Source organism: Pseudomonas sp. YJ42 (assembly GCF_047225135.1).
In the GTDB taxonomy this organism is placed as follows: Bacteria; Pseudomonadota; Gammaproteobacteria; order Pseudomonadales; family Pseudomonadaceae; genus Stutzerimonas; species Stutzerimonas stutzeri_E.
Genome location: NZ_CP178378.1, coordinates 2,686,923 through 2,710,910 on the forward strand (window position 1 = coordinate 2,686,923; position 23,988 = coordinate 2,710,910).

Sequence of the window (23,988 nt, forward strand, 5' to 3'; positions counted from 1 at the left end):
ACACCCGTCTGGCCTGTGCCGATTTCGTCATCCACGCAGGCGAAAACGTTCAAGCCGTAAGCAGGCCGCCGATGGATGCTTGTCACTCACTCCCCATACAGGCAGGGCGGCTATGAAGCGCATTCAGGTTCTCGACAGCCACACCGGTGGCGAACCGACTCGGCTGGTCATCGATGGTTTTCCTGAGCTCGGGGCTGGCAGCATGGCCGAGCGTCGTCGAGTGCTTGCCGAACAGCATGATCACTGGCGTGCGGCAACCATGCTCGAACCCCGTGGCAACGACGTGTTGGTCGGCGCACTGCTTTGCGAGCCAGTAGACCCAACGGCCTGCGCCGGCGTGATCTTCTTCAACAACAGCGGCTACCTGGGCATGTGCGGCCACGGCACCATCGGCCTGGTGGTGTCGCTGGCGCATCTAGGACGCATCCAGCCCGGCGTTCACCGCATCGAGACGCCGGTGGGTACGGTGCAGGCGACCCTGCATGAAGACCGATCGGTGAGCGTGCGCAACGTCCCCGCCTATCGCTACCGCAAGGCCGTAAGCGTCGAGGTGCCAGGCCTCGGCACGGTGACCGGCGATATCGCCTGGGGTGGCAACTGGTTCTTCCTCATCGCCGAGCACGACCAACGCATCGCCGGCGACAACATCGAGGCGCTCACGGCCTATACTTGGGCGGTGCGCCAGGCCCTGGAAGCACAGGGGGTACGTGGCGAAGACGGCGGCGAAATCGACCATATCGAGCTGTTTGCCGAGCCCGACGAGGCGAGTAGCCAGCCGGGCGTTTCACCGGCAAGAGACAGCCGTGCGGGTGCGGCAGCTTCGCCGCGAGCCGACAGTCGTAACTTCGTCCTGTGCCCCGGCAAGGCCTATGACCGTTCGCCCTGCGGTACGGGCACCAGCGCCAAGCTGGCGTGTCTCGCGGCGGACGGCAAGCTGCAACCCGGCGAAACCTGGCGCCAGGCCAGCGTCATCGGCAGCGAATTCACGGCCAGTTACGAGTCGGACGGCGAGCGTATCGTGCCGACCATCCGCGGCCGCGCGCACCTGAGCGCCGAAGCCACCTTGCTGATCGAGGACGACGACCCCTTCGCCTGGGGCATTCATCCGTGAATGCGGATGTGATCATCATTGGCGCCGGCATCATCGGCGCCGCCTGCGCCCACGAACTGGCCGCCAACGGCCTCGATGTGCTGCTATTGGACGCCCAGCGCAGCGGCGCGACGGCGGCCGGCATGGGCCATCTGGTGGTGCTGGATGACAACCCGGCCGAGTTGGCGCTGAGTGACTTTTCGATCCAGCGTTGGCGGGAGTTGGGCCGGGTGATGGACGAAAGCTGCGGCTATCGCAACAACGGTACCCTCTGGCTCGCCGCCAGCGATGACGAAATGGCGGTAGCCGAACACAAACTCAAGACCTTGTCGGAACAGGGCATGAGCTGCGAATTGTTGGGCGGCGCAGCGCTCCGAGCAGCCGAACCCGAACTGCACAGTGGGCTGCATGGCGCCTTGAAAGTCAGCGGCGACGGCGTTCTCTATGCGCCCAACGCGGCGCGCTGGCTGATCGCGCAGGGCGGCAAGCGCATCGTTCAGCGGCGGGCGTGCGTGACGGGCCTACAGGGCCAACAGGTCGAGCTGAGCGACGGCAGCCTCCTGCACGCACAGGCAGTGGTGCTGGCCAACGGGATTGACGCGACCGAACTCTGCCCAGAGCTGCCGATCCAGCCGAAGAAAGGCCACCTGCTGATCACCGACCGCTACCCCGGCAAGGTCAGTCACACGCTGGTCGAACTGGGCTATGTCACCAGCGCCCACAACGCCCAAGGGCCATCAGTGGCCTGCAACATTCAGCCGCGCCCGACCGGGCAATTGTTCATCGGCTCTTCGCGGCAGTTCGGCACCCGCGATCCGGAGATCGACAGCTGGATGCTGGCGCGAATGCTCAAGCGCGCCGTCGACTTCATGCCCGGCCTGGCCCGGTTGAACGCCATTCGCAGCTGGACCGGTTTTCGCGCGGCGAGCCCGGATGGCTTGCCGCTGGTGGGTGAGCATCCGCAGCAGCCGGGCCTGTGGCTGGCTGTCGGCCATGAGGGGCTGGGTGTGACCACGGCACCCGGCACGGCCGAATTGCTGGTCGCACAGTTGCTGGGCAGACAGCCCGCACTGGCCATCGAGCCCTACAGCCCAGCGCGCTTTCATCAGTCATCAGACAGGCCATCGACATCTGCCACTGCCGCCTGGAGGCCTGGGTCATGATTGAAATCACGCTCGACGGTCGCGTGCTGCAGGTCGCACCCGGCACCACGGTGGCCGCGGCGCTGTATCTGGGCGGCGACGGTAGCAGCCGCACCTCGGTATCCGGCGAACGCCGCGCGCCGCTGTGCGGCATGGGCATCTGTCAGGAATGTCGGGTCAGTATCGACGGCCAGCGCCGACTGGCCTGCCAGACGCCCTGTCTCGCTGGCATGAATGTGGAAACCCGTCCATGAAATCGCATTACGACATTCTCATTGTCGGCGCCGGCCCTGCCGGAATGTCCGCCGCCCTGGCCGCCGCGCCCAGCGGCGCGAGTGTCGCGATCCTCGACGACAATCCCGTCCCGGGCGGACAGATCTGGCGTGACGGGCCGCAGGCCCAGTTGCCCGCCATGGCTCGGCAGCAGCGACAGGCGTTGGCGGACGCCGCGAATATCGAGCTGTGCAATGGCGTACGGGTGATCGCGGCACCCGGCGACAAACGATTGCTCCTCGAAGATGCGCAACAGGGACATCTCGTCAGCTACGACAAATTGATCCTCTGCACCGGCGCGCGCGAGCTGCTGCTGCCTTTTCCCGGCTGGACGTTGCCCGGCGTGACCGGCGCCGGTGGGCTGCAGGCGCTGATCAAGGGTGGCATGCCAGTGACCACTCAACGCCTGGTGATCGCCGGCAGCGGTCCGCTCCTGCTGGCCAGCGCGGCCACCGCCAAACGTGCCGGCGCGCACTTGCTGCGCATTGCCGAGCAGGCGCCACTGACGGCACTCGCCGGTTTCGTCGCGCGTTTACCACGCTGGCCAGGTAAGGCCCTGCAGGCAATCACGTTGAGCGATGCGCACTATCGCAGTAGCACGCAGGTGCTGGCGGCACTGGGCACCGAGCGCCTGGAAGCGGTACGCCTGAGCCAAAACGGCAAAGTTTCGGAAATCGCCTGCGACCGTCTGGCCTGTGGCTTCGGCCTGATCCCTAACACCGAGCTCGGTCAGGTACTAGGTTGTGCCCTCGCCGAGCGCTCCCTTCGAGTCGACGCCTATCAGGCTACGAGCCTGGCGGATCATTTCGCAGCCGGCGAATGCACCGGCTTCGGCGGCAGCGAACTGGCGCTGGTCGAGGGCAGCATCGCCGGCTACACCGCTATCGGAGATCTCGGGCGGGCCAAGGCGAGATTCGCCGAGCGACAACGCTGGCAGGCCTTTGCCGAGTTGCTGGGGCAAACCTTCCGGCTGAACGAGCGGCTGAAGACGCTGGCCGCTCCCGACACGCTGGTATGCCGCTGCGAGGACGTGCCCTACTCGGCGATGGCCAGCCACGGCAGTTGGGTCGAGGCCAAGCTGGAGAGTCGGTGCGGCATGGGCGCCTGCCAAGGGCGCATCTGCGGTGCAGCCAGCGACTTCCTGTTCGGCTGGCAGCCGCCAAAACCGCGCCAGCCGATCAGTCCGGCGCGCATCGGTACGCTCATGGCCCTGGCCGAAGGCGAACAGACGGACCCGCACCAGACACAGTCCTGAGCCATGCCTACCATTCGCCGGTTGTCGATCGTATCCTCGGGCTTCCCCTGCTCGTAGCGCGCCCGATGCACTCCCTGCTTTCGACCGACACACCCGCGGATCTGCCCACATTGCTGGCCAGCCTGAAGCTGATCGCACCCTTGCTTGACGCCATGCCCGAGGTGGTGTTTTTCATCAAGGACACCGACGCTCGCTACAGCCTGGCCAACCGCACGCTGGCCGAACGCTGCGGGCATCGCGAGCCGAATGCGCTGCTGGGCCTGACCGCCGAGCAGGTTTTCCCCTCCGGCTTCGGTGCTCAATACACCAACCAGGACCGCCGTGTGCTCAGCCAGGGGCTGCGCCTGCAGGATCAACTGGAGCTGCACCTTTACCCGGGCCGGCAGCCGGGCTGGTGCATGACACACAAACTGGCACTACGCGATCCCGACGGCACGATCATCGGTATGGCCGGGGTGTCCATCGACCTGCAGGCGCCTGAGGCCAACAACCCCGCCTACCTCAAGCTCGCCGCAGTGGACGCCCACATCCGTGCAAACCATTTCCGCCCCATCAGGCTGTCGGAGCTGACCACCATCGCCGGGCTATCGGTCGCGCAGCTGGAGCGAATGTGCAAACGGATATTCCGCCTCACCCCTCGGCAGATGATCCACAAGGCCCGGCTGGACGCCGCAACCGAGCTGCTTAGCGGAGCGCTGCCCATCACCGAGATAGCCCTGCGTTGCGGTTATACCGATCACAGCGCTTTCAGCCGCCAGTTCCGTGCGCTGACCGGCCTGTCCCCCAGCGCCTATCGAGACGCACTCCCGACCAACCATCGGGCAACTTGGTAACGCGCTGCTCCCATTTGTAGCAGACGAGCCCAGCGTGCATCGTGTCCGCGCAGAATCCGACGAACGGTCGCTTCGCTCCCATGGCTCGAGGCGCCCCAGAGCTTTCGGCTCTAGATCGCGCCTTACGGCAAGACTACTGGCTACTTGGTCAGCCCGCCGGTCGCGCTTGGATCGACCGGCACGGCTATTGCTCTGCGGATAACGTATACGAAATCTCGAAACAGCTGCTTGAATCAACTGGACGATCAACCGCATCGACGAGGACTGTATGAAGAAAACCCTAGTTGTGGCCGTTAGCGCTCTGCTTGCCGCCTCCATCACCTCCATTGCCCAGGCCGACAAGCTCGACGACATCATCGGCTCGGGCAAACTGCGCTGCGCCGTTACCCTCGACTTCCCACCCATGGGCTTTCGCGATGAAGGCAACAAGCCCGCTGGCTTCGACGTCGACTATTGCAACGACCTGGCTAAGGTCCTCGGAGTCGATGCGGAAGTGGTTGAAACACCCTTCCCCGATCGAATCCCGGCGCTGGTCTCGGGCCGCGCGGACGTGATCGTCGCCTCCACCTCGGACACCCTGGAGCGCGCCAAGACGGTCGGCATGAGCATTCCGTACTTCGCCTTCAACATGGTGGTGCTGACCCGCGAAGAGACGGGCATCAACGACTACGACGACCTCAAGGGTCGCCCGGTCGGTAACACCAGCGGCACCTTCGAAGCCATCGCGCTGGAGAAGGATGTGAAGAGTTGGGGCGAAGGCAGCTTCCGCGCCTACCAGTCGCAGAACGACACCATTCTCGCGGTCGCGCAGGGCCATGTGGACGCCACGGTGGTCACCAATACCGTCGCCGCTTCCACCATCAAATCGGGCAAATACAAGGGTCTGAAGATCGCCGGTGACGCTCCCTACGTCATCGACTACGTATCGCTGGCCGCCAAGCGCAGCGAGTATGGCCTGGTCAATTACCTGAATCTGTTCGTCAATCAGCAAGTGCGCTCCGGGCGCTATGCCGAGCTGTACGAAAAGTGGGTCGGCGGCAAACCGGTGGATCTGACCGTGCCGGGCGTCTACTACTGATCGGCGGATAACGATGCTTCGTCGCGACGCGCTCATCCAACAGCCTGCGCTCAATTTCCGGGGGCGCAGCCTGGTGTCGGGCAGTGCCCAGGCAGCCTGTCTGCATGCGGAGGTGGGCCTGAGTTTCTGGGGCGGCGTTGATCCGTTGAGTGGCGAAGTGATCGACCGTCACCACCCGCTCAACGGTCAGGTCATCGCCGGCCAGGTGTTGGCGATTCCCAGCGGGCGTGGGTCCTGCACCGGCAGCAGTGTCCTGCTGGAGCTCATCCTCAACGGTCATGCACCGGCCGCGCTGGTCTTCGCCGAAGCAGAGGAGATTCTCACCCTCGGCGTACTGGTGGCGCAGCAACTGTTCGGCCGTTCGCTACCGGTGGTGAGCATCGGTTCGCAAGCCTTCGCGGCGCTGCGCGACGCCCGCTACCTGCGCATCGAAAACGGCCGGGTGGAGGGCTTCGCCGAGCTGCCAAAAGATGAATGGACCGCTTCGACGGCTCCCGAATACCCCTTACCGGCAAGCATTACCTTGAACGCGCAGGACCAGGCCATGCTCGCCGGTGAGCATGGCAAGGCCACTCAGGCGGCCATGCAAATCCTGTTGCGCATGGCCGAACTCCAAGGCGCGCGGGAGCTGGTGGATATCACCCAGGCGCATATCGACGGCTGCATCTATACCGGGCCGGCGAGTCTCAGGTTCGCACGGCAGCTGGCCGACTGGGGCGGGCAGGTGAAGGTCCCGACCACCCTCAATTCGATCTCTGTGGATCAGCGCCACTGGCGACAGATGGGCGTCGCCGCCACGTTCGGCGAGCCGGCCAGCCAGTTGGCCGACGCCTATGTCGAAATGGGCGCCAGCGCCAGTTTCACCTGCGCGCCCTATCTGCTCGACAGCGCGCCAAGCGCCGGTGAGCAGGTCGTCTGGGCGGAATCCAATGCCGTGGTGTATGCCAATAGCGTGCTGGGTGCGCGCACGTTGAAGTACCCCGACTTCCTGGATATCTGCATCGCCCTGACCGGCCGCGCGCCGCTGACGGGCTGCCACCTGGCCGATCAGCGCCACGCCACACTGCGTATCGACCTGCCTGCGCTGCAGGATCTGGATGACGCCTTCTACCCGCTGCTGGGCTATCACCTCGGCCTGCTCTGCGGCAGCGACATCCCGGTGATCTGCGGGCTCGAACAACGCGAACCGACGCTCGACGACCTCAAGGCCTTTGGCGCTGCCTTCGCCACCACCTCGGCAGCGCCGATGTTTCATATCGTTGGCGTTACACCGGAAGCGCCATCGGCCGAGGCTGCCCTGGGCGGCCAAGCGCCAGCCCGCACCCTCTCCATCCGACATGCTGATTTACTGGCCAGCTGGCGCGAACTGGACAGCGGTGAATTCGCAGCCGTCGAATTGATCAGCCTGGGCAATCCGCATTTCTCGTTGAGCGAATTCGCCCGCCTCGCACAGCTCTGCGAAGGCAAGGTCAAGCATGCCGATGTGGCCGTGCTGGTCACCTGCGGCCGCGATATCCAGCGCCAAGCCAGTGCAGCGGGCCATCTGCGGGTACTCGAGCACTTCGGCGTGCAGATCATCACCGACACCTGCTGGTGCATGATCGAAGCGCCGGTCTTGCCCCCAACCACACGCACCCTGATGACCAACTCAGGCAAATACGCCCATTACGCGCCCGGTCTGGTTGGCCGGCAGGTGCGCTTCGGCAGCCTGGCCGAATGCGTCGATACCGCCTGCAGCGGCCAAACCAGTGGTCGCCTGCCGCGCTGGCTTACCGCTGCCGACATCGAAGGAGTGCACTGAGCGATGTTCGACTACACCTTCCATTGGCGGCCCGCCTTCCGCGCCCTGCCGGATATGCTCGCCGGCGCGGTGGTCACCTTCGAGACCGCCGCGCTGTCGATGATTTTCGGCGTGCTCATCGCACTGGTGCTGACCGCCATGCGCGAGACCCGCAACCCGCTGCTCAAAGGCGTTGGCAGCGCCTGGGTCTCGGTGGCACGCAACACGCCATCGCTGTTCCAGATCTACGCGCTGTATTTCGGCCTCGGCGCCTTCGGTTGGCACATCAGCTCCTGGGCGGCGCTGCTTGCCGGCATCACCTTCAACAACGCCGGTTACCTGGCGGAAAACTTCCGCGGCGGCCTGAAAGCAGTGCCGGATACGCAGATGCGCGCCGCGCGATCGCTGGGCATGAGTGCGTTCCAGGCGTACCGGCTGATCGTCATTCCTCAATTGCTGCGCATCGTCTTCCACCCGCTCTCCAACCAGATGGTCTGGGCCGTGCTGATGACCTCGCTGGGCGTGATCGTCGGCTTGAACAACGACCTCACCGGCGTGACCCAGGACTACAACGTCAAGACCTTCCGCACCTTCGAATATTTTGCCCTGGCCGCCGTGATCTATTACCTGATCGCCAAGCTGATCGTAGGGGTGGCCCGGCTGATGGCCTGGCGGCTGTTCCGCTACTGAGGATCCGAGCATGTTTGATACCAGCCTGACCTCAACCGATCTGCTGTTCCTGCTCAAGGGCGCCGGTGTGACCTTGATGCTGACCTTCTGGGCGATGCTGCTGGGCACCATTGCCGGCATCGTCTTCGGCGTGATTCGCGCGCTGTTTCCCCGGGCAAGTCTGCCGCTGGCCTGGTTCCTGGACATCTTTCGCAGCGTGCCGCTTCTGATCCAGTTCGTCCTGTTCAACGCCCTGAAAAGCATCGTCGGGCTGGACTGGAGCGCCTTCACCGTCGGCTGCGTGGTGCTGGGAATCTACGCCGCGGCCTTTTTCACCGAAGTGGTGCGCGGCGGCGTGCTGGCGGTGCCGGGCAGCTTGCGTCTGGCCAGTCGCTCGCTGGGCCTGACCTATTGGCAGGACCTGCGCTATATCGTCTTGCCGGTCGCGACCCGCGTCGCCTTTCCAGGCTGGGTCAATCTGGTGCTGTCGGTAATGAAGGACACCGCGCTGGTGATGTGGATCGGCATCATCGAGCTGCTACGCGCCTCGCAGACCATTGTCACGCGCATTCAGGAGCCGCTGCTGGTGCTCTGCATCGCGGGACTCATCTACTACGTCATGAGCCTGGTGGTCGCTCGCCTGGGCGCCCGGCTGGAAAAAAGGTGGCAGCAATGATTGAGATCGAAAAGGTGCACAAGTCCTTCGGCGAGCTCGAAGTGATCAAGGGCGTCGACCTGACCGTCAACAAGGGTGAGGTGGTCTCGATCATTGGTGGCTCGGGCTCGGGCAAGTCGACCCTGCTGATGTGCATCAACGGGCTGGAATCGATCAAGAGCGGTTCGATCCGTGTCGATGGCACCGAAGTGCACGCTAAGGGCACCGACATCAACAAGCTGCGGCAGAAGATCGGCATCGTTTTCCAGCAATGGAACGCCTTCCCGCATCTGACGGTGCTGGAAAACGTGATGCTGGCGCCACGCAAGGTACTCGGCAAAAGCCGCGCCGAAGCCGAAGAACTGGCGGTCAAGCAACTCACCCATGTCGGCTTGGCGGACAAGCTGAAGGTATTCCCCAGCAAGCTGTCCGGCGGCCAACAGCAACGCATGGCCATCGCCCGCGCACTGGCCATGTCGCCTGATTACATGCTGTTCGACGAAGCCACTTCGGCCCTGGATCCACAGCTTGTTGGCGAGGTGCTCGACACTATGCGCCTGCTCGCTGAAGACGGCATGACCATGGTGCTGGTAACCCATGAGATGGGCTTTGCTCGCGAGGTGTCCGATCGGGTCGCGTTCTTCCGTGATGGCCTGGTGCACGAGATCGGCCCGCCCGATCAGGTCATTAGCAACCCGCAGAAGCCGGAAACCGCGGCTTTCCTGAAGTCGGTGATTTAGGGGAGATCGCATGCGTTCGAGCAAGGTCATACACGTCGTCAGTTGCCACGCCGAGGGTGAAGTCGGTGACGTCATCATCGGCGGCGTCGCCCCACCACCGGGCGACACGCTGTGGGAGCAGTCCCGCTGGATCGCTCGTGACGAAACCCTGCGCAACTTCATGCTCAACGAGCCGCGCGGCGGGGTGTTCCGTCACGTCAATCTGCTGGTCCCGCCAAAGAACCCGCGCGCGCAGATGGGCTGGATCATCATGGAGCCGGCCGACACACCTCCGATGTCCGGCTCCAACTCACTGTGTGTCGCCACGGTACTGCTGGACAGCGGCATCCTGCCGATGACCGAGCCGGAAACACGGCTGACGCTCGAAGCGCCGGGCGGGCTGATCGACGTGGTCGCCCAGTGCCGTAACGGCAAGGTCGAGCGGGTCGAGGTGCGGAACGTGCCTTCCTTCGCCGACAAGCTCGACGCCATGCTCGAAGTCGAAGGCCTCGGCACGCTCAAGGTCGACACAGCCTATGGCGGTGACAGTTTCGTGATCGCCGACGCTCAGGCGCTGGGCTTCAGCATCCGTCCCGACGAGGCGGCCGATCTGGTCGCCACGGGGTTGAAGATCACCCGCGCGGCCAACGAGCAGCTCGGTTTCGTCCACCCGAGCAACCCGGATTGGGCGCATATCTCTTTCTGCCAGCTGGCCGCCCCGGTGGTCCGCGAGCAAGGCGTGGCCACCGGTGCAAACGCCGTGGTCATCCAGCCGGGCAAGATCGACCGCTCGCCGACCGGCACCGGTTGTTCGGCGCGCATGGCGGTGCTGCATGCCAAGGAACAGCTGGCCGTGGGCGAGCCCTTCATCGGACGCTCGATCCTCGGTTCGGAGTTCCATTGCCGCATCGATTCGCTGACCGAGCTGGCCGGCCAGCCAGCGATCTATCCGTGCATCTCGGGACGTGCCTGGATCACCGGCACGCACCAACACATGCTCGACCCGGACGACCCTTGGCCGGAAGGCTATCGGCTCTCCGACACCTGGCCGGGAGCCAAACAGCAGTAGAACAGACGCCCGTCCTTCGGGCGCGACGGAGCAGGGATGCCTTCTTTACACGAAGCACAACGTATACGAAATACCATAAGACGGGAGACAAACATGAGCAAACGAGTCAACTGGAGCGGGGTCTTCCCCGCCGTTACTACGCAATTTAACGATGACTTTTCCATCAACCTTGAACAAACCCACAAGGTCATCTCCAACGTCATCCGTGACGGCGTGTCAGGGCTGGTGGTCTGCGGCTCGGTAGGCGAGAACACCTCGCTGAGCACAGAAGAAAAGATCGCCGTCACCGAGGTCGCCGTGGACGCCTCCAAAGGCCGCGTGCCGGTAATTTGCGGCGTGGCCGAGTTCACCAGCGTGCAAGCGGCGAAGGTCGCCAATGCGGTGAAGCGGGTCGGCGTCGACGGCGTGATGCTGATGCCGGCGCTGGTCTACGGCTCCAAGCCGTTCGAGACCGCCGAGCACTACCGCTACGTGGCGAAGAATGCCGATGTACCGCTGATGGTCTACAACAACCCACCGATCTACAAAAACGACGTCACGCCGGACATCCTCATCTCGCTGTCCGACTGCGACAACGTGGTCTGCTTCAAGGACTCCTCGGGCGACACCCGCCGCTTCATCGATGTGCGCAACGAAGTTGGCGACCGCTTCGTGCTGTTCGCCGGCCTCGATGACGTGGTGCTGGAAAGCATCGCCGTGGGCGCCGAGGGCTGGGTGTCGGGCATGTCGAACGTGTTCCCCAAGGAAGGCGAAACCATTTTCCGACTGGCCAAAGCCGGCCGTTTCGCCGAGGCCATGCCGATCTACGAATGGCTGATGCCGATCCTCCATCTCGACGCCCGTGCCGACCTGGTGCAATGCATCAAGCTCTGCGAAGCCATCGCCGGCCGCGGCAGTGCCCTGACTCGCCCACCACGCCTGGCCCTACCCGATGCTGACCGTCAGTACGTCGAACAGATCATGGCCAAAGCCATGGCCAATCGTCCGACGCTGCCCGACGTAGGCCTGTGAGCCGTTCCGCCCCTGCCGCAACCTGCCTGTGCCGCGCCTGCGGCCAGGCCCCTGACTCGCCATGAGAGGTTTCGCCATGCAACTGAAAAAAGCCCATCTGTTCGCCGTCTTCGGCCTGGCCCTGGCGTGCGCCGGCACCCAGGCCGCCGAGACTTACACGGTGCCAACTTCGGTGCCGGAAGGCAGTTTCTTCTTCGAGAATTTCCTGGTGCGCTTCGCCAAGAACGCTGACCTGCTGACCGATGGCGAGGTGAAGATCCGCCCGGTCGGCGCCGGGGTGATCGTCCCGGCGCTGCAGGTCTTCGAATCGGTACAGAACGGCGTACTCAAGGCTGGGCACTCCACCTCCACTTACCTGGTCAATCAGGACCCGTTGAACAACGTGTTCGCCAGCTACCCGGGCGGCATGTCCGGCGAAGAGACGCTGTCCTGGCTGTACGAGGGCAATGGCTTGAAATACCTGCAGGAATACCGTGAGAAGGAGATGGGCCTGCACTCGATGGTGGTCGGCGTCGGCAGCACCGAGATCCTTGCCCACTCGAACAAGAAGATTCAAAGCCTGGAAGATTTCAAGGGCGTGAAGTACCGCACTGCCGGCGCCTGGGCCGAAGTGGTCAAGCAGGTCGGCGCCTCGCCAACGGTGGTGCCGCCAGGCGAGATCTACACGCTGCTGCAACGCAAGGGCGTGGACGCCATTGAGTGGGCAACGCCGGGCGCCAACCTCACCGAGGGCTTTCACGAGGTCGCGCCCTACATTCTCACGCCGGGCGTGCACCAGCCGTCGTTCGTCTGGGAATTTTTCATGACCACCAAGAGCTGGGACTCGCTGGACAAGGACACCCAGGCCAAGCTCGAAGCGGCGGCCAAGCTGACCACGATGCAGAGCTACTTTCACTTCCTCGACGCCGACATGAAAGCCATGCAGACCTACAAGGACGCCGGCATCGAGATCCTCCGGCTGGATCCGGCAGCGATTGAGGATCTGGCCAAGCGCGGCAATGACCTGGTCACCTCACAGATCGAGGCACGCGCCGCAGGGAAGACTGACGCCAAGGCGATCCTCAAGGACTACCAGGACTACATGAAGCGCTGGTCGGACAACTCGTCCTACCTGTACCGTCACTGAGCAACGCCGCCGGCCGCCCAGTGGCGGCCGGCCTGGAGGTTCAATGAAGCGCAATTGTTTCGACTGGCCGGGCACCGCCCTGCTCTGGGTCGCGGCGGCCATGGCGCTGTTACTGGTGCTGGCGATGATCTTCGAAGTGTTCTCGCGTTACGTGCTGAACGCGCCGACGCTCTGGGCCTTCGACATCTCCTACATGCTCAATGGCGCCATGTTCATTCTCGGCTGCGCCTATGCGCTGAAGATCGACGCCCACGTGCGCATCGACTTTCTCGCCTCGCGGCTCAAGCCGGCCGTGCAGCGCTGGATCAACGGCCTGTTCTACCTGCTGTTGTTCGCCCCCATTCTTGGCGCCCTGACCTGGACGGCCGGCAAACGCACCTGGCACGCCTTCGTCACCGGCGAGGTCGAACACGTCAGCCCCTGGGCACCGCTGATCTGGCCGTTCTACAGCGCTCTGGCCATCGGCCTGGCTGCACTGACCCTGCAGGTGCTGGTCGACGCCTACCGCTACTTCACCGACCAGAAGCAGCCCAGCGGGGGAATGCCCGAATGATGGATTTCATCCCGCTGTTGATGTTCGCGATGCTGTTCGTCTTCATCTTTCTCGGCATTCCGGTTTCGTTTTCGCTGATCACCGTGTCAGCTCTGTTCGGCATGCTGCTGTTCGGCGAAAACATCTTCCAGCAGATGTTCGGCTCGCTGCTGCAGGCCTCGACCAACTTTTCGCTCTCCGCGATCCCGTTGTTCGTGCTGATGGGTGCAATCCTCGAGCGCAGCGGCCTGGCCCGGCGGCTGTACGAGGCGCTGCAGCTCTGGCTCGGCGGCTTTTCCGGTGGCCTGGCGATGTCGACCATGTTGATGTGCGGCATCTTCGCCGCCAGCTCGGGGATCGTCGGCGCAGTTGAAATCGTCGTCGGCATGATGGCCATCCCGGCCATGAGCAAATACCACTACGACCGCTCGCTGATCGCCGGCACCATCTGCGCAGGCGGCTCGCTTGGCACCATTATCCCGCCATCGGTGATCGTCGTGGTGTACGCCTCGATGGCGCAGCTATCGATCGGCCAGCTGTTCGCCGCGACACTGATTCCTGGTGTGCTGATGCTGGCGTTGTTCCTGCTCTACATCGGCGTGCGCTGCTGGATCACACCTTCGCTGGCCCCCGCCGTGCCGGCGATGCAGGCCACGCCGCTGATGGAAAAGCTGGCGATCACGCTCAAGGCGCTGATTCCGCCGTTCCTGCTGATCTTCGCCGTGCTCGGCTCGATGCTTGCCGGGATCGCCTCGCCCACCGAATCCGCCGCGGTCGGTGCGTTCGGTGCGGCCTTGCTGGCGCTGTGCTTTCGCGAATTGAGCGTGGCCCGGCTGATCGAGGCGTTGGTCTCAACCATCACCATCACAGCCATGATCATGCTGATCGTTACCGGCGGCACCATGTTCACCGCGATCTTCGCCGCCAGCGGCGGTGGCTGGATGCTCGCCGATTTCATGGGCGCGATGGACCTGAGCCCTTATTGGCTGATCCTGGCGCTGATGGCCATCGTGCTGATCGCCGGCATGGTGCTGGACTGGATTTCGATCGTGCTGATTTTCGTACCGATCTTCATGCCGTTGGTGAAGCTGGCAGGGATCGATCCGATCTGGTTCGCGGTGATGTTCATGGTAGTGGTGCAAACGGCCTACCTGACGCCGCCGCTGGCTCCGTCGATCTTCTACCTGCGTTCGATCGCGCCGCCGGATATGAGCTACGGTCACATGTACAAGGGCGTTCTGCCGTTCATCGCCATTCAGCTGCTGCTGTTCCTGATCATCCTCGCCGTACCGGGCATCGCCACCTGGCTGCCGAGGCAACTGTTCTGAACCGCTACCCCTTGGGATTCATTTAGAGGAGAAATGCATGGCCCGCTTAACCCTGGATGAAGTACGCGATCTGGCGCAGCGCATCCTGCGCCAGCACGGGTTCGCCGAAGCCTATGTCGAGGCCATCGCCGAAAGCATGGTCGCGGCGGAACGCGACGAGTGCAAATCCCATGGCATCTATCGCCTGCTGGGCTGCATCGCGACGCTGAAAGCCGGCAAGGTAGTTCCCGATGCGGTACCCGAGGTCGTCGATCACGCGCCGTCCGTGGTGCGTGTGGACGCCAGGGGCGGCTTCGCTCAGGTGCCGTTCCAAGCCGGCCTGCCCCTGCTGCTCGACAAGGCGCGGCAACAGGGCATCGCTTTGCTGGCCATCAACCACTGCGTGCATTTCTCGGCGCTCTGGTCGGAAATGGAGACGCTGACCGCAGCCGGGCTGGTGGCCCTGGCCTGTACACCGAGCCACGCCTGGGTCGCGCCTGCCGGTGGCAGCCGACCGGTATTCGGCACCAATCCGATCGCTTTCGGTTGGCCACGCGCCGGAAAGCTTCCGTTCATCTTCGACTTCGCCACCAGCGCCGTGGCGCGCGGCGAGATCGAGCTGCATCGCCGCGCTGACAATCCGATCCCCGAGGGTTGGGGAATAGACGCCCAAGGCAACCCCACCACCGACGCCGCACAGGCACTCAACGGCGCCATGCTGACCTTCGGTGGCCACAAGGGCTCGGCCCTGGCGGCTATGGTCGAGCTGCTCGCCGGTCCGCTGATCGGCGACATGACCAGCCAGGAATCGCTGACCTACGATGCCGGCACCAAATCGGCGCCCTATGGCGGTGAGCTGATCATCGTCATCGACCCCAAGCGAATCCTCGGCGATGCCGCTGATGAGCACCTGGCGCGTGCCGAGACGATGTTCGAGTCCATTCAAGGCCAGGGCGCCCGACTGCCGTCACAGCGGCGCTATGAGGCCCGCAAGCGGACGCTGCGCGATGGCGTGGACATACCCGACGCGCTGCACGCCGACCTCATGGCGTTACTGGAACAACCCGCATAAGCCGGCGCGGGCCACACCGGCGCTCAGGCCGGTGTGGCGCTCACTAGCGGCACTCTGCCGAGGACGACAGCTGCGGACCGGCAATCATCAGGTCGGGAAACTCCATCAGTTGCGCCTGCAGCTGGCGTTGCTCGTCATAGCTTTCGATGGCGCGGCGAAAATACATGCGACGCTCGTCTTGCTGCTTGCGGCGGGCACGGGCGTCGAGGTTGACGTAGGCTTCGCGGTGCTGGGCCATGCGGGTCTCCCGAGAAAGGTGCTGGGAGGCTCAGCATCGGCGCCATGGGTGACGCTATAAGGTCAGGCTGATGACACTGCGATGACGACCGGTGCGGCGCCAGCCACTCAATCTTCGTGAGGTTTCACCGATTTGGGCGACAGACGCAGGCTGCGCAGGCTGCGCTTGACGCTCTTCAGGTGGTTCACCAAGCTCGGCCCACGGGCCATGGCGACGCCCATCGCCAGCACGTCGATGACTACCAGATGGGCGATGCGTGAGGTCAGCGGCGTGTAGATTTCGGTGTCTTCCTGGACGTCGATGGCCAGGTTGATGGTGGCGAGTTCGGCCAGCGGTGTCTGGCTCGGACAGAGCGTGATCAGCGTGGCGCCGGACTCGCGCACCACATTGGCGGTGATTAGCAGGTCCTTGGAGCGCCCCGACTGGGAAATGCAGATCGCCACGTCGGTGGGCTTCAAGGTGACAGCCGACATCGCCTGCATGTGCGGATCGGAATAGGCCGCCGCGCTGAGCAGCAGGCGAAAGAACTTGTGCTGGGCATCGGTGGCCACCGCGCCGGACGCGCCGAAACCGTAGAACTCCACCCGCTCCGCTTTGGCCATGGCGGCGACCGCACGCTCCAACGCATCGGAGTCGAGCTTTTCGCGCACTTCCATCAGCGTATGCAAGGTGGTGTCGAAGATTTTCAGCGCGAAGTCAGTGACCGAATCATTCTCACTGATGGCGAACTGGCCGAAGCTGGCGCCGGCAGCGAGGCTCTGCGCCAGTTTCAGCTTCAGATCCTGGAAACCCAAGCAACCAATGGCGCGGCAGAAACGCACAATGGTCGGCTCGCTGACCCCCACCACATGGGCCAGGTCGGCCATCGAGCTGTGCATCACGGCGGCTGGATCGAGGAGCACATGGTCGGCCACCTTCAGCTCCGACTTGCGTAGCGAACTTCTCGATTGAGCGATGTGTTGCAGCAGGTTCACGTTCCGGACTCGCTATGATCAATACCTGGCAAGAGGGGTCGAACGCTGCGGGTGCGCTCGCATCCATTCTTGCCGGCTGGGTGTAGTGGGCTTGTAGTTATACTACAAGCCTTGCAGCATCGCCCACCTTTGAGTCTGTCCACCTTCTAGGAGTGACGCTGTGTCTATTTCCTGCGACATGCTGGTATTTGGCGGTACCGGCGATCTGGCGCTACACAAACTCATCCCTGCGCTCTACCACCTGCACCGTGAAAAGCGATTGCACGACGACGTGCGCATCCTCGCGATCTCCCGTCAGGACATCGACCGCAACACCTATCTGAGCCTGGCCGAGCGTCATTGCCGCGCGGAAATCGCACGCACCGATTTCGAGGCCGACGTCTGGCAAGCGTTCAGCCGACGGCTCGACTACTTCGCCATGGACGCGTCCCAGCGAGGCGAATTCATCGGCCTCGCGCATCACCTCGGTCAAGCCGAGGGACGCGTGCGGGTACATTACCTGGCCACCGCGCCAAGGCTGTTCGAGCCCATTGCCTCCAATCTGGAAAGCGCAGGTCTTGCTGGGGAAGACGCGCGCATCGTGTTGGAAAAGCCAATCGGCCATTCGCTGGATTCCGCGCTGGAAATCAACGAGGCGATCGGCGCGGTGTTTCCCGAATCGCGGATCTACCGGATCGATCATTATCTGGGCAAGGAAACCGTACAGAACCTTATGGCGCTGCGCTTCGCCAACGCGTTGTTCGAGCCGATCTGGCGCAGCGGCCATATCGACCATGTGCAGATTACCGTGGCCGAAACTCTCGGCGTCGAGAACCGCGGCAGCTACTACGACCACGCCGGCGCCATGCGCGACATGCTGCAGAATCATCTGCTACAGCTGCTCTGCCTGGTTGCGATGGAGGCGCCGGTGCGGTTCGATGCCAAGTCGATACGTGGCGAGAAGGTAAAGATTCTCGAAGCCCTCAAGCCGATCACCAGCGACGACGTGCAGGACAAGACCGTGCGCGGGCAATACGGCGCCGGGCGCATCGGCGGCCACGATGTGCAGGCCTATTACTTCGAAAACGATGTCGACAACGACAGCGACACCGAGACCTTCGTCGCGGTGAAGGCCGAGATCGACAACTGGCGCTGGGCCGGCGTGCCCTTCTATCTACGCACCGGCAAACGCATGGCGCGCAAGCGCTCGGAGATCATCATCACCTTCAAGCAGGTGCCGCACATGCTCTTCACCAAGGGCGAGGTGAACCGCCTGGTGATCAGCCTGCAACCCGAAGAAAGCATCAGCCTGCAGGTGATGGCCAAGGCACCAGGCAAGGGCATGCAACTGGAGCCCGTCGAGCTGGACCTCAACCTCGCCAATGCCTTCAGCAAGACCCGCCGCTGGGAGGCTTACGAGCGGCTGCTGCTGGATGTCATCGAAGGCGACTCGACGCTGTTCATGCGCCGCGACGAAGTGGAAGCCGCCTGGAATTGGGTCGATCCGATCCTGCGTGGCTGGCACAGCCACTACCGCAAACCGAGGCCCTATCCGGCCGGCACCGACGGCCCGGACCAGGCGCACCAGTTGATCGAGCACCAAGGCCGGCAGTGGTGGCGTTGAGGCACCTTTCCGGGCGCGCCATCAGCGGCGCCCGGAACAGTTGCAGCACGCGGCACAGAGCGGCTTGCGGCTTATCGAGATAACTAACTCAGCCGCCGCCCATCAACTACCAGAACAACTTGATCGAACCCGCTCAATTCAATTCGCCACAAAAATTTCATTGAACGCGACGAAGTCGTCAATCTTCCCGGAACATATCGCCGATATTCGCGCTGAATATCTCTGGGCGAACACGATAGTGCAGCGGCCGAATCTCGAGCGTTTCGCAGCGCAACTTCCGTTACATCTCTTCCGGCCTGCATCGGTGCCAGACGGCGGCACCAGCGGCGGCATGGATTTTCGCTACAGCCCTTGATTTCGCTGGCTTACACGGAAACTCTCGGCGGCCGCAGGATACCCACTGAAAGCAGGCCAGCGGGGCCCGAAATGCACGTTGATTCTTCAGCTCAACTCACAGAAGATATCTGCCGTGATATTTAGCCGAATTCGGCTCGCACTCCTCGGCCTCGTCAAAAAGTTCAGATTGCTCGATAAGCGGCGAACTTCCGCCATATCAACGACGAATCCAGGCCAATGAAAGGCAGCTCGGGTTGAGATTAAATTTTTGATGTGTTTATTCTAATAAAGGATTCAATCAACAACCCCAAAGGATTTGTTTTGAGTGTTCCTACCGTAACGCTCCGTCGCCCAACCGACGGCGACGGTTCTGCCCTCCATGATCTGGTAGCACGCTGCCAGCCTCTGGATACCAACTCGGTGTACTGCAACCTGCTGCAGTGTTCCGACTTCGCCGACACCTCCATCGCGGCCGAAAACGCAAACGGCCAGTTGGTAGGTTTCATTTCCGGTTATCGCCCTCCCGCTCGCCCCGACACGCTGTTCGTCTGGCAAGTCGCGGTAGACGCTTCGATGCGGGGCCAGGGTCTGGCACTGCGCATGCTGATGGCCCTGGTCACTCGGGTCGCCAGAGAACAGGGCGTCCGTCACCTGGAAACGACCATCTCGCCTGACAACGGCGCCTCGCAGGCGTTGTTCAAGAAGGCTTTCGCTCAACTGGAGACCGACTACAGCACTCGCACGCTGTTCTCTCGGGCCAAGCACTTCGCCGGGCAACACGAAGACGAAGAGCTTTATCGGGCGGGTCCGTTCGACGCCACCGACTCCAGACAACGAATCAAAGGAAACCCTATGCAAACGTTCGAACTGCACGAATCCGGTGTCCGTAGTTATTGCCGCTCCTTCCCCGTGGTCTTCAAGCAGGCCCGCGGCGCAGAACTGATCACCCGTGAAGGCAAGCACTACATCGACTTCCTCGCCGGCGCCGGCACGCTCAACTACGGGCACAACCATCCGGTACTGAAGCAGGCGCTGCTCGATTACATCGCCGCCGATGGCATCACCCACGGCCTGGACATGTATTCCGATGCGAAGGAGCGCTTCCTGTCGACCTTCGATCGGCTGATCCTCAAGCCGCGCAACATGGACTACGTCATGCAGTTCACCGGCCCGACCGGCACCAACGCGGTCGAGGCCGCGCTGAAGCTGGCGCGCAAGGTGACCGGCCGCAACAACGTGATCAGCTTCACCAACGGCTTCCACGGTTGCAGCATCGGCGCCCTCGCGGCGACCGGCAACAAGCATCACCGTGGCGCTGCCGGCGTTCCGCTGACCGACGTCAGCCGCATGCCGTACGCCAATTACTTCGGCGAGAAGGTCAACACCATCGGCATGATGGACAAGCTGCTTACAGACCCTTCCAGCGGCATCGACAAACCCGCCGCGGTGATCGTCGAAGTGGTCCAGGGCGAAGGCGGCCTCAACGCCGCGTCGGCCGAGTGGATCCGCAAGCTGGAAAAACTCTGCCGCAAGCACGAGATGCTGCTGATCATCGACGACATCCAGGCCGGCTGCGGGCGTACCGGTAGCTTCTTCAGCTTCGAAGAGATGGGCATCAAGCCGGACATGATCACGCTGTCCAAGTCCCTTTCGGGCTTCGGTCTGCCGTTCGCCATGGTGCTGCTGCGCAAGGAGCTGGACCAGTGGAAGCCGGGCGAGCACAACGGCACCTTCCGCGGCAACAACCACGCCTTCGTTACCGCTGCTGCGGCCATCGAGCACTTCTGGAGCGATGACCAGTTCGCCAAGAGCGTTCAGGCCAAGGGCAAGCGCATCGCCGACGGCATGCACAAGATCGTGCGCCGCTACGGCCCTGATTCGCTGTTCGTCAAAGGCCGCGGCATGATGATCGGCATCAGCTGCCCGGACGGCGAAACCGCCGCCGCCATCTGCCGCCACGCTTTCGAAAACGGCCTGGTGATCGAAACCAGCGGCGCCCACAGCGAAGTGGTCAAGTGCCTCTGCCCGCTGATCATCAGCGAAGAGCAGATCGACAAGGCCATGAGCATTCTGGACAAGGCGTTTGCCGCCGTGATGTCCGAACAGGACAACAATCAGGCTGCCTCTTAAGGAATCGAAAATATGATCGTACGTACCCTGGCTGACTGCGAGCAGTCCAACCGCAAGATCAAGACCGAGACTTGGGACAGCACCCGCATGTTGCTCAAGGATGACAAGATGGGCTTCTCGTTCCACATCACCACCATCTATGCCAACACCGAAACGCATATCCACTACCAGAACCATCTGGAGTCGGTGTATTGCATCAGCGGTAACGGTGAGGTCGAAACCATCGCCGACGGCAAGATCTACAAGATCGAGCCCGGCACCCTGTACATCCTCGACAAGCACGACGAGCACCTACTGCGCGGCGGCAGCGAGGACATGAAGATGGCCTGCGTGTTCAACCCGCCACTCAATGGCAAGGAAGTACACGACGAGAGCGGTGTCTATCCGCTTGAGGCCGAAACCGTTTGAGCGGGCAGCGGGGCGGGCTGAGCCCGCCCCGCTGCCTCCCGAAGGCATCGAAAGGAGAGCTAACGTGAACCCCGCACAAGCCGACCTGTACCCTTCACGCCAGCAAGACGAGCCCAGCTGGCAGGAGCGTCTGGATCCGGTTGTCTACCGCAACGACCTGGCCAATGCGCCCCTCTCGCCGGAGCAGATCGAGCGCTACGAGCGTGACGGCTATCTGGTCGTCCCCAATCTGTTCAGCGCTGAAGAAGTCGCAGTCTTTCGCGAAGAACTCGAACGCATGCGTCTGGACCCGGCGGTCGCCGAGTCCGGCAAGACCATCAAGGAACCCGACAGCGGCGCGATTCGCTCGGTGTTCGCCATCCACAAGGACAACCCGCTGTTCGCCCGGATCGCCGCAGACGAGCGCACGGCCGGCATCGCCAGTTTCATTCTTGGCGGTGACCTTTATGTCCACCAGTCGCGGATGAACTTCAAGCCGGGCTTCACCGGTAAGGAGTTCTACTGGCATTCGGATTTCGAGACCTGGCACATCGAAGACGGCCTGCCGCGCATGCGCACGCTGAGCTGCTCGATCCTGCTGACCGACAACGAGCCGCACAACGGTCCGCTGATGCTGGTACCGGGATCGCACAAGCACTACATCCGCTGTGTTGGCGCGACGCCGGAGAACCACTACGAGAAGTCGCTGCGCAAGCAGGAGTTCGGTGTACCGGACCACGACAGCCTGACCCGTCTCGCGGACCGTTATGGCATCGACACCGCCACCGGCCCGGCAGGCAGCGTAGTGTTCTTCGACTGCAACACCATGCACGGCTCGAACAGCAACATCACACCCAGTGCGCGCAGCAATCTGTTCTACGTCTACAACCACGTGGATAATGCCGCGCAGGCCCCGTTCTGTGGGCTTTCGCCCCGTCCGGAGTTTGTCGCCGAACGCGAGCGTTTCGAGCCGTTGCACATCCAGAAACAGAAGTATCTCTGACATCCAGGCGGTTAGAAACGTCAGCGAGGCAGCCAAGACAAGGCAGGAATCGCTGAGAAAAGGACCGGGCTCGCGCTCGGGTTTAGAGCTGTAAATGGACATTTCGAAGCGATTCCTAACGCCGTATTGGCGCGGCCGGCTAGGCAACGCAGGTAGTTTTTAACGGCTGGATCTCATCAGGCCCGACTATGGGTCTGATCTTTGTTGGCGGCCAGATGGCGGCCCAGGGATGAAAATTCACCCCCAAGACGGGAAGTTGAATCGATGCATACCGTAGAAAAAATCGGCGGCACATCCATGAGCCGCTTCGACGAGCTGCTGAACAATATCTTCATCGGCGGGCGCGAAGGCGATGCGCTCTATCAGCGCGTCTTCGTCGTCTCGGCCTACAGCGGCATGACCAATCTGCTGCTGGAACACAAGAAAACCGGCGAGCCGGGTGTCTACCAACGCTTCGCCGATGCTCGCAGCGAAGGGGCCTGGCTCGACGCGCTGGAAACCATCCGCGAGCGCATGGTCGGCAAGAACGCCGAACTGTTCGCCAGCGAATTCGAGCTGCGTGCCGCCAACCAGTTCATCAACTCGCGCATCGACGATGCCCGCGAATGCATGAGCAGCCTGCAGCGCCTGTGCGCCTATGGTCATTTCCAGCTCGACGAGCATCTGATGAAGGTCCGCGAGATGCTCGCCTCCCTCGGCGAAGCGCACTCGGCCTTCAATTCTGTATTGGCGCTCAAGCACCGCGGCGTCAACGCCAAGATGGTCGATCTGACCGGCTGGCATCGCGATGCACCGCTGCCGTTCGAAGAGATGGTGCGCCACAGCTTCGCCGAGGTGGACCTGTCTCGCGAACTGGTAGTCGCCACCGGCTATACGCACTGCAGCGAAGGGCTGATGAACACCTTCGATCGCGGCTACAGCGAGATCACCTTTGCGCAGATAGCCGCCGCTACCGGAGCCCGCGAGGCGATCATCCACAAGGAATTCCACCTCTCCAGTGCTGACCCGAATCTGGTCGGTGCCGACAAGGTGGTCACCATCGGCCGCACCAACTACGACGTGGCCGACCAGTTGTCGAACCTGGGCATGGAGGCGATCCATCCGCGTGCGGCCAAGACGCTGCGCCGTGCTGGGATCGAACTGCGCATCAAGAACGCCTTCGAGCCGGAACACGCCGGCACCCTCATCAGCCAGGACTACAAGAGCGAGCGGCCCTGCGTCGAGATCATCGCCGGGCGCAAGGATGTCTTCGGCATCGAGGTGTTCGACCAGGACATGCTCGGTGACATCGGCTACGACATCGAGATCAGCAAGCTGCTCAAGCAGCTGCGTCTCTACGTGGTCAACAAGGACTCGGATGCCAACAGCATCACCTACTACGCATCGGGCTCGCGCAAGCTGATCAACCGCGCCGCACGGCTGATCGAGGAAAAGTACCCGGCTGCTGAGGTTACGGTACACAACGTTGCCATCGTCTCGGCGATCGGTTCCGACCTCAAGGTCAAGGGCATCCTCGCCAAAACCGTCGCGGCCCTGGCCGGTGCCGGCATCAGCATCCAGGCGGTGCACCAGTCGATTCGTCAGGTGGAGATGCAGTGCGTGGTCAACGAGGAAGACTACGACGACGCGGTCGCTGCGCTGCACCGTGCACTGATCGAGCCGGAAAACCACGGCGACGTGATCGCCGCTGCATAGCGCACCGCGAC

The 23,988-nt window shown here is 62.9% G+C and carries 24 protein-coding genes and 1 pseudogene; 23 read left to right on the top strand and 2 right to left on the bottom strand.

Annotated features, from left to right (window positions below; genetic code table 11):
* Window positions 1-112: 112 nt before the first annotated feature.
* From ACL0K2_RS12300 to ACL0K2_RS12375, 16 genes are all read left to right on the top strand, one after another.
* The gene (locus ACL0K2_RS12300; RefSeq protein WP_413042745.1) at window positions 113-1,111 is read left to right on the top strand and encodes a proline racemase family protein; all 999 of its coding nucleotides are present in this window, start codon (window positions 113-115) and stop codon (window positions 1,109-1,111) included.
* Complete coding sequence (locus ACL0K2_RS12305; RefSeq protein WP_413042746.1) at window positions 1,108-2,253, top strand: NAD(P)/FAD-dependent oxidoreductase; 1,146 nt, start codon at window positions 1,108-1,110, stop codon at window positions 2,251-2,253. The genes ACL0K2_RS12300 and ACL0K2_RS12305 overlap by 4 nt, the downstream gene beginning before the upstream one ends.
* A complete protein-coding gene (locus ACL0K2_RS12310) occupies window positions 2,250-2,486 on the top strand; it encodes a (2Fe-2S)-binding protein (RefSeq protein ID WP_045160195.1) in 237 nt (78 codons plus the stop codon). Before ACL0K2_RS12305 ends, ACL0K2_RS12310 begins: the two co-directional genes overlap by 4 nt.
* A complete protein-coding gene (locus ACL0K2_RS12315) occupies window positions 2,483-3,760 on the top strand; it encodes an FAD/NAD(P)-binding oxidoreductase (protein WP_045160194.1) in 1,278 nt (425 codons plus the stop codon). The genes ACL0K2_RS12310 and ACL0K2_RS12315 overlap by 4 nt, the downstream gene beginning before the upstream one ends.
* A gap of 65 nt (window positions 3,761-3,825) precedes the next feature.
* A complete protein-coding gene (locus tag ACL0K2_RS12320; protein WP_045160193.1) occupies window positions 3,826-4,593 on the top strand; it encodes an AraC family transcriptional regulator in 768 nt (255 codons plus the stop codon).
* Window positions 4,594-4,861: 268 nt separating this feature from the next.
* Window positions 4,862-5,671 (top strand): transporter substrate-binding domain-containing protein, encoded by an 810-nt coding sequence (locus ACL0K2_RS12325; RefSeq protein ID WP_045160192.1) that lies wholly within the window; start codon window positions 4,862-4,864, stop codon window positions 5,669-5,671.
* Between the two features lie 13 nt (window positions 5,672-5,684).
* A complete protein-coding gene (locus tag ACL0K2_RS12330) occupies window positions 5,685-7,472 on the top strand; it encodes an aconitase X (RefSeq protein ID WP_413042747.1) in 1,788 nt (595 codons plus the stop codon).
* 3 nt (window positions 7,473-7,475) lie between these two features.
* On the top strand, window positions 7,476-8,141 hold the full coding sequence (locus tag ACL0K2_RS12335) for an amino acid ABC transporter permease (protein WP_045160190.1): 666 nt from the start codon (window positions 7,476-7,478) through the stop codon (window positions 8,139-8,141).
* Window positions 8,142-8,151: 10 nt separating this feature from the next.
* A complete protein-coding gene (locus ACL0K2_RS12340; protein WP_045160189.1) occupies window positions 8,152-8,796 on the top strand; it encodes an amino acid ABC transporter permease in 645 nt (214 codons plus the stop codon).
* Window positions 8,793-9,515 carry an amino acid ABC transporter ATP-binding protein gene (locus ACL0K2_RS12345; protein ID WP_045160188.1) on the top strand — a complete coding sequence of 241 codons (723 nt, stop codon included), beginning with the start codon at window positions 8,793-8,795 and terminating at the stop codon, window positions 9,513-9,515. The genes ACL0K2_RS12340 and ACL0K2_RS12345 overlap by 4 nt, the downstream gene beginning before the upstream one ends.
* Window positions 9,516-9,525: 10 nt before the next feature.
* A complete protein-coding gene (locus ACL0K2_RS12350; RefSeq protein WP_045160187.1) occupies window positions 9,526-10,563 on the top strand; it encodes a trans-3-hydroxy-L-proline dehydratase in 1,038 nt (345 codons plus the stop codon).
* A 93-nt stretch (window positions 10,564-10,656) separates the two neighbouring features.
* Window positions 10,657-11,574, top strand: a complete 918-nt coding sequence (locus ACL0K2_RS12355) for a dihydrodipicolinate synthase family protein (protein ID WP_045160186.1) — start codon at window positions 10,657-10,659, stop codon at window positions 11,572-11,574.
* 76 nt (window positions 11,575-11,650) lie between these two features.
* Window positions 11,651-12,700, top strand: a complete 1,050-nt coding sequence (dctP, locus tag ACL0K2_RS12360) for a TRAP transporter substrate-binding protein DctP (RefSeq protein ID WP_045160185.1) — start codon at window positions 11,651-11,653, stop codon at window positions 12,698-12,700.
* 43 nt (window positions 12,701-12,743) lie between these two features.
* Window positions 12,744-13,253 (top strand): TRAP transporter small permease subunit, encoded by a 510-nt coding sequence (locus ACL0K2_RS12365; protein WP_045160184.1) that lies wholly within the window; start codon window positions 12,744-12,746, stop codon window positions 13,251-13,253.
* Window positions 13,250-14,560, top strand: coding sequence for a TRAP transporter large permease (locus ACL0K2_RS12370; RefSeq protein WP_045160183.1), 1,311 nt, complete (start codon window positions 13,250-13,252; stop codon window positions 14,558-14,560). The genes ACL0K2_RS12365 and ACL0K2_RS12370 overlap by 4 nt, the downstream gene beginning before the upstream one ends.
* A 37-nt stretch (window positions 14,561-14,597) precedes the next feature.
* Window positions 14,598-15,611, top strand: coding sequence for an Ldh family oxidoreductase (locus ACL0K2_RS12375; protein ID WP_239609932.1), 1,014 nt, complete (start codon window positions 14,598-14,600; stop codon window positions 15,609-15,611).
* A 43-nt stretch (window positions 15,612-15,654) separates the two neighbouring features.
* Here the strand turns inward: ACL0K2_RS12375 and ACL0K2_RS12380 are convergent, their stop codons facing one another.
* Both ACL0K2_RS12380 and hexR read right to left on the bottom strand, forming a co-directional pair.
* Window positions 15,655-15,849 (bottom strand): PA3496 family putative envelope integrity protein, encoded by a 195-nt coding sequence (locus ACL0K2_RS12380; protein WP_413042748.1) that lies wholly within the window; start codon window positions 15,847-15,849, stop codon window positions 15,655-15,657.
* A 107-nt stretch (window positions 15,850-15,956) separates the two neighbouring features.
* The gene (hexR, locus tag ACL0K2_RS12385) at window positions 15,957-16,823 is read right to left on the bottom strand and encodes a transcriptional regulator HexR (protein ID WP_045160179.1); all 867 of its coding nucleotides are present in this window, start codon (window positions 16,821-16,823) and stop codon (window positions 15,957-15,959) included.
* A gap of 160 nt (window positions 16,824-16,983) precedes the next feature.
* On the opposite strand from hexR, the gene zwf reads away from it, so the two are divergent.
* From zwf to ACL0K2_RS12420, 7 genes and pseudogenes are all read left to right on the top strand, one after another.
* Entirely contained in the window at window positions 16,984-18,426 is a 1,443-nt protein-coding gene (zwf, locus tag ACL0K2_RS12390) for a glucose-6-phosphate dehydrogenase (protein WP_045160178.1), read from the top strand.
* 64 nt (window positions 18,427-18,490) lie between these two features.
* Window positions 18,491-18,781 (top strand): hypothetical protein, encoded by a 291-nt coding sequence (locus ACL0K2_RS12395; protein ID WP_155397581.1) that lies wholly within the window; start codon window positions 18,491-18,493, stop codon window positions 18,779-18,781.
* 254 nt (window positions 18,782-19,035) lie between these two features.
* A pseudogene (gene ectA, locus ACL0K2_RS12400) lies at window positions 19,036-19,515 on the top strand (diaminobutyrate acetyltransferase); the annotation flags it as partial.
* A 99-nt stretch (window positions 19,516-19,614) separates the two neighbouring features.
* Window positions 19,615-20,892 carry a diaminobutyrate--2-oxoglutarate transaminase gene (ectB, locus tag ACL0K2_RS12405; protein ID WP_045160339.1) on the top strand — a complete coding sequence of 426 codons (1,278 nt, stop codon included), beginning with the start codon at window positions 19,615-19,617 and terminating at the stop codon, window positions 20,890-20,892.
* A 12-nt stretch (window positions 20,893-20,904) separates the two neighbouring features.
* A complete protein-coding gene (locus tag ACL0K2_RS12410) occupies window positions 20,905-21,300 on the top strand; it encodes an ectoine synthase (protein ID WP_045160177.1) in 396 nt (131 codons plus the stop codon).
* A gap of 64 nt (window positions 21,301-21,364) precedes the next feature.
* Window positions 21,365-22,282, top strand: a complete 918-nt coding sequence (gene thpD / locus ACL0K2_RS12415; protein ID WP_045160176.1) for an ectoine hydroxylase — start codon at window positions 21,365-21,367, stop codon at window positions 22,280-22,282.
* 264 nt (window positions 22,283-22,546) lie between these two features.
* Complete coding sequence (locus tag ACL0K2_RS12420; RefSeq protein ID WP_045160175.1) at window positions 22,547-23,977, top strand: aspartate kinase; 1,431 nt, start codon at window positions 22,547-22,549, stop codon at window positions 23,975-23,977.
* The last annotated feature ends 11 nt before the right edge of the window (window positions 23,978-23,988 follow it).

Excerpts from the sequence above, each read along its gene's own strand:
- ACL0K2_RS12300 (WP_413042745.1), top strand. The coding sequence starts at position 113 with ATGAAGCGCATTCAGGTTCTCGACAGCCACACCGGTGGCGAACCGACT.
- ACL0K2_RS12310 (WP_045160195.1), top strand. The coding sequence starts at position 2,250 with ATGATTGAAATCACGCTCGACGGTCGCGTGCTGCAGGTCGCACCCGGC.
- ACL0K2_RS12315 (WP_045160194.1), top strand. The coding sequence starts at position 2,483 with ATGAAATCGCATTACGACATTCTCATTGTCGGCGCCGGCCCTGCCGGA.
- ACL0K2_RS12320 (WP_045160193.1), top strand. The coding sequence starts at position 3,826 with ATGCACTCCCTGCTTTCGACCGACACACCCGCGGATCTGCCCACATTG.
- ACL0K2_RS12325 (WP_045160192.1), top strand. The coding sequence starts at position 4,862 with ATGAAGAAAACCCTAGTTGTGGCCGTTAGCGCTCTGCTTGCCGCCTCC.
- ACL0K2_RS12330 (WP_413042747.1), top strand. The coding sequence starts at position 5,685 with ATGCTTCGTCGCGACGCGCTCATCCAACAGCCTGCGCTCAATTTCCGG.
- ACL0K2_RS12335 (WP_045160190.1), top strand. The coding sequence starts at position 7,476 with ATGTTCGACTACACCTTCCATTGGCGGCCCGCCTTCCGCGCCCTGCCG.
- ACL0K2_RS12340 (WP_045160189.1), top strand. The coding sequence starts at position 8,152 with ATGTTTGATACCAGCCTGACCTCAACCGATCTGCTGTTCCTGCTCAAG.
- ACL0K2_RS12345 (WP_045160188.1), top strand. The coding sequence starts at position 8,793 with ATGATTGAGATCGAAAAGGTGCACAAGTCCTTCGGCGAGCTCGAAGTG.
- ACL0K2_RS12350 (WP_045160187.1), top strand. The coding sequence starts at position 9,526 with ATGCGTTCGAGCAAGGTCATACACGTCGTCAGTTGCCACGCCGAGGGT.
- ACL0K2_RS12355 (WP_045160186.1), top strand. The coding sequence starts at position 10,657 with ATGAGCAAACGAGTCAACTGGAGCGGGGTCTTCCCCGCCGTTACTACG.
- dctP (WP_045160185.1), top strand. The coding sequence starts at position 11,651 with ATGCAACTGAAAAAAGCCCATCTGTTCGCCGTCTTCGGCCTGGCCCTG.
- ACL0K2_RS12365 (WP_045160184.1), top strand. The coding sequence starts at position 12,744 with ATGAAGCGCAATTGTTTCGACTGGCCGGGCACCGCCCTGCTCTGGGTC.
- ACL0K2_RS12370 (WP_045160183.1), top strand. The coding sequence starts at position 13,250 with ATGATGGATTTCATCCCGCTGTTGATGTTCGCGATGCTGTTCGTCTTC.
- ACL0K2_RS12375 (WP_239609932.1), top strand. The coding sequence starts at position 14,598 with ATGGCCCGCTTAACCCTGGATGAAGTACGCGATCTGGCGCAGCGCATC.
- ACL0K2_RS12380 (WP_413042748.1), bottom strand. The coding sequence starts at position 15,849 with ATGGCCCAGCACCGCGAAGCCTACGTCAACCTCGACGCCCGTGCCCGC.
- ectB (WP_045160339.1), top strand. The coding sequence starts at position 19,615 with ATGCAAACGTTCGAACTGCACGAATCCGGTGTCCGTAGTTATTGCCGC.
- ACL0K2_RS12410 (WP_045160177.1), top strand. The coding sequence starts at position 20,905 with ATGATCGTACGTACCCTGGCTGACTGCGAGCAGTCCAACCGCAAGATC.
- ACL0K2_RS12420 (WP_045160175.1), top strand. The coding sequence starts at position 22,547 with ATGCATACCGTAGAAAAAATCGGCGGCACATCCATGAGCCGCTTCGAC.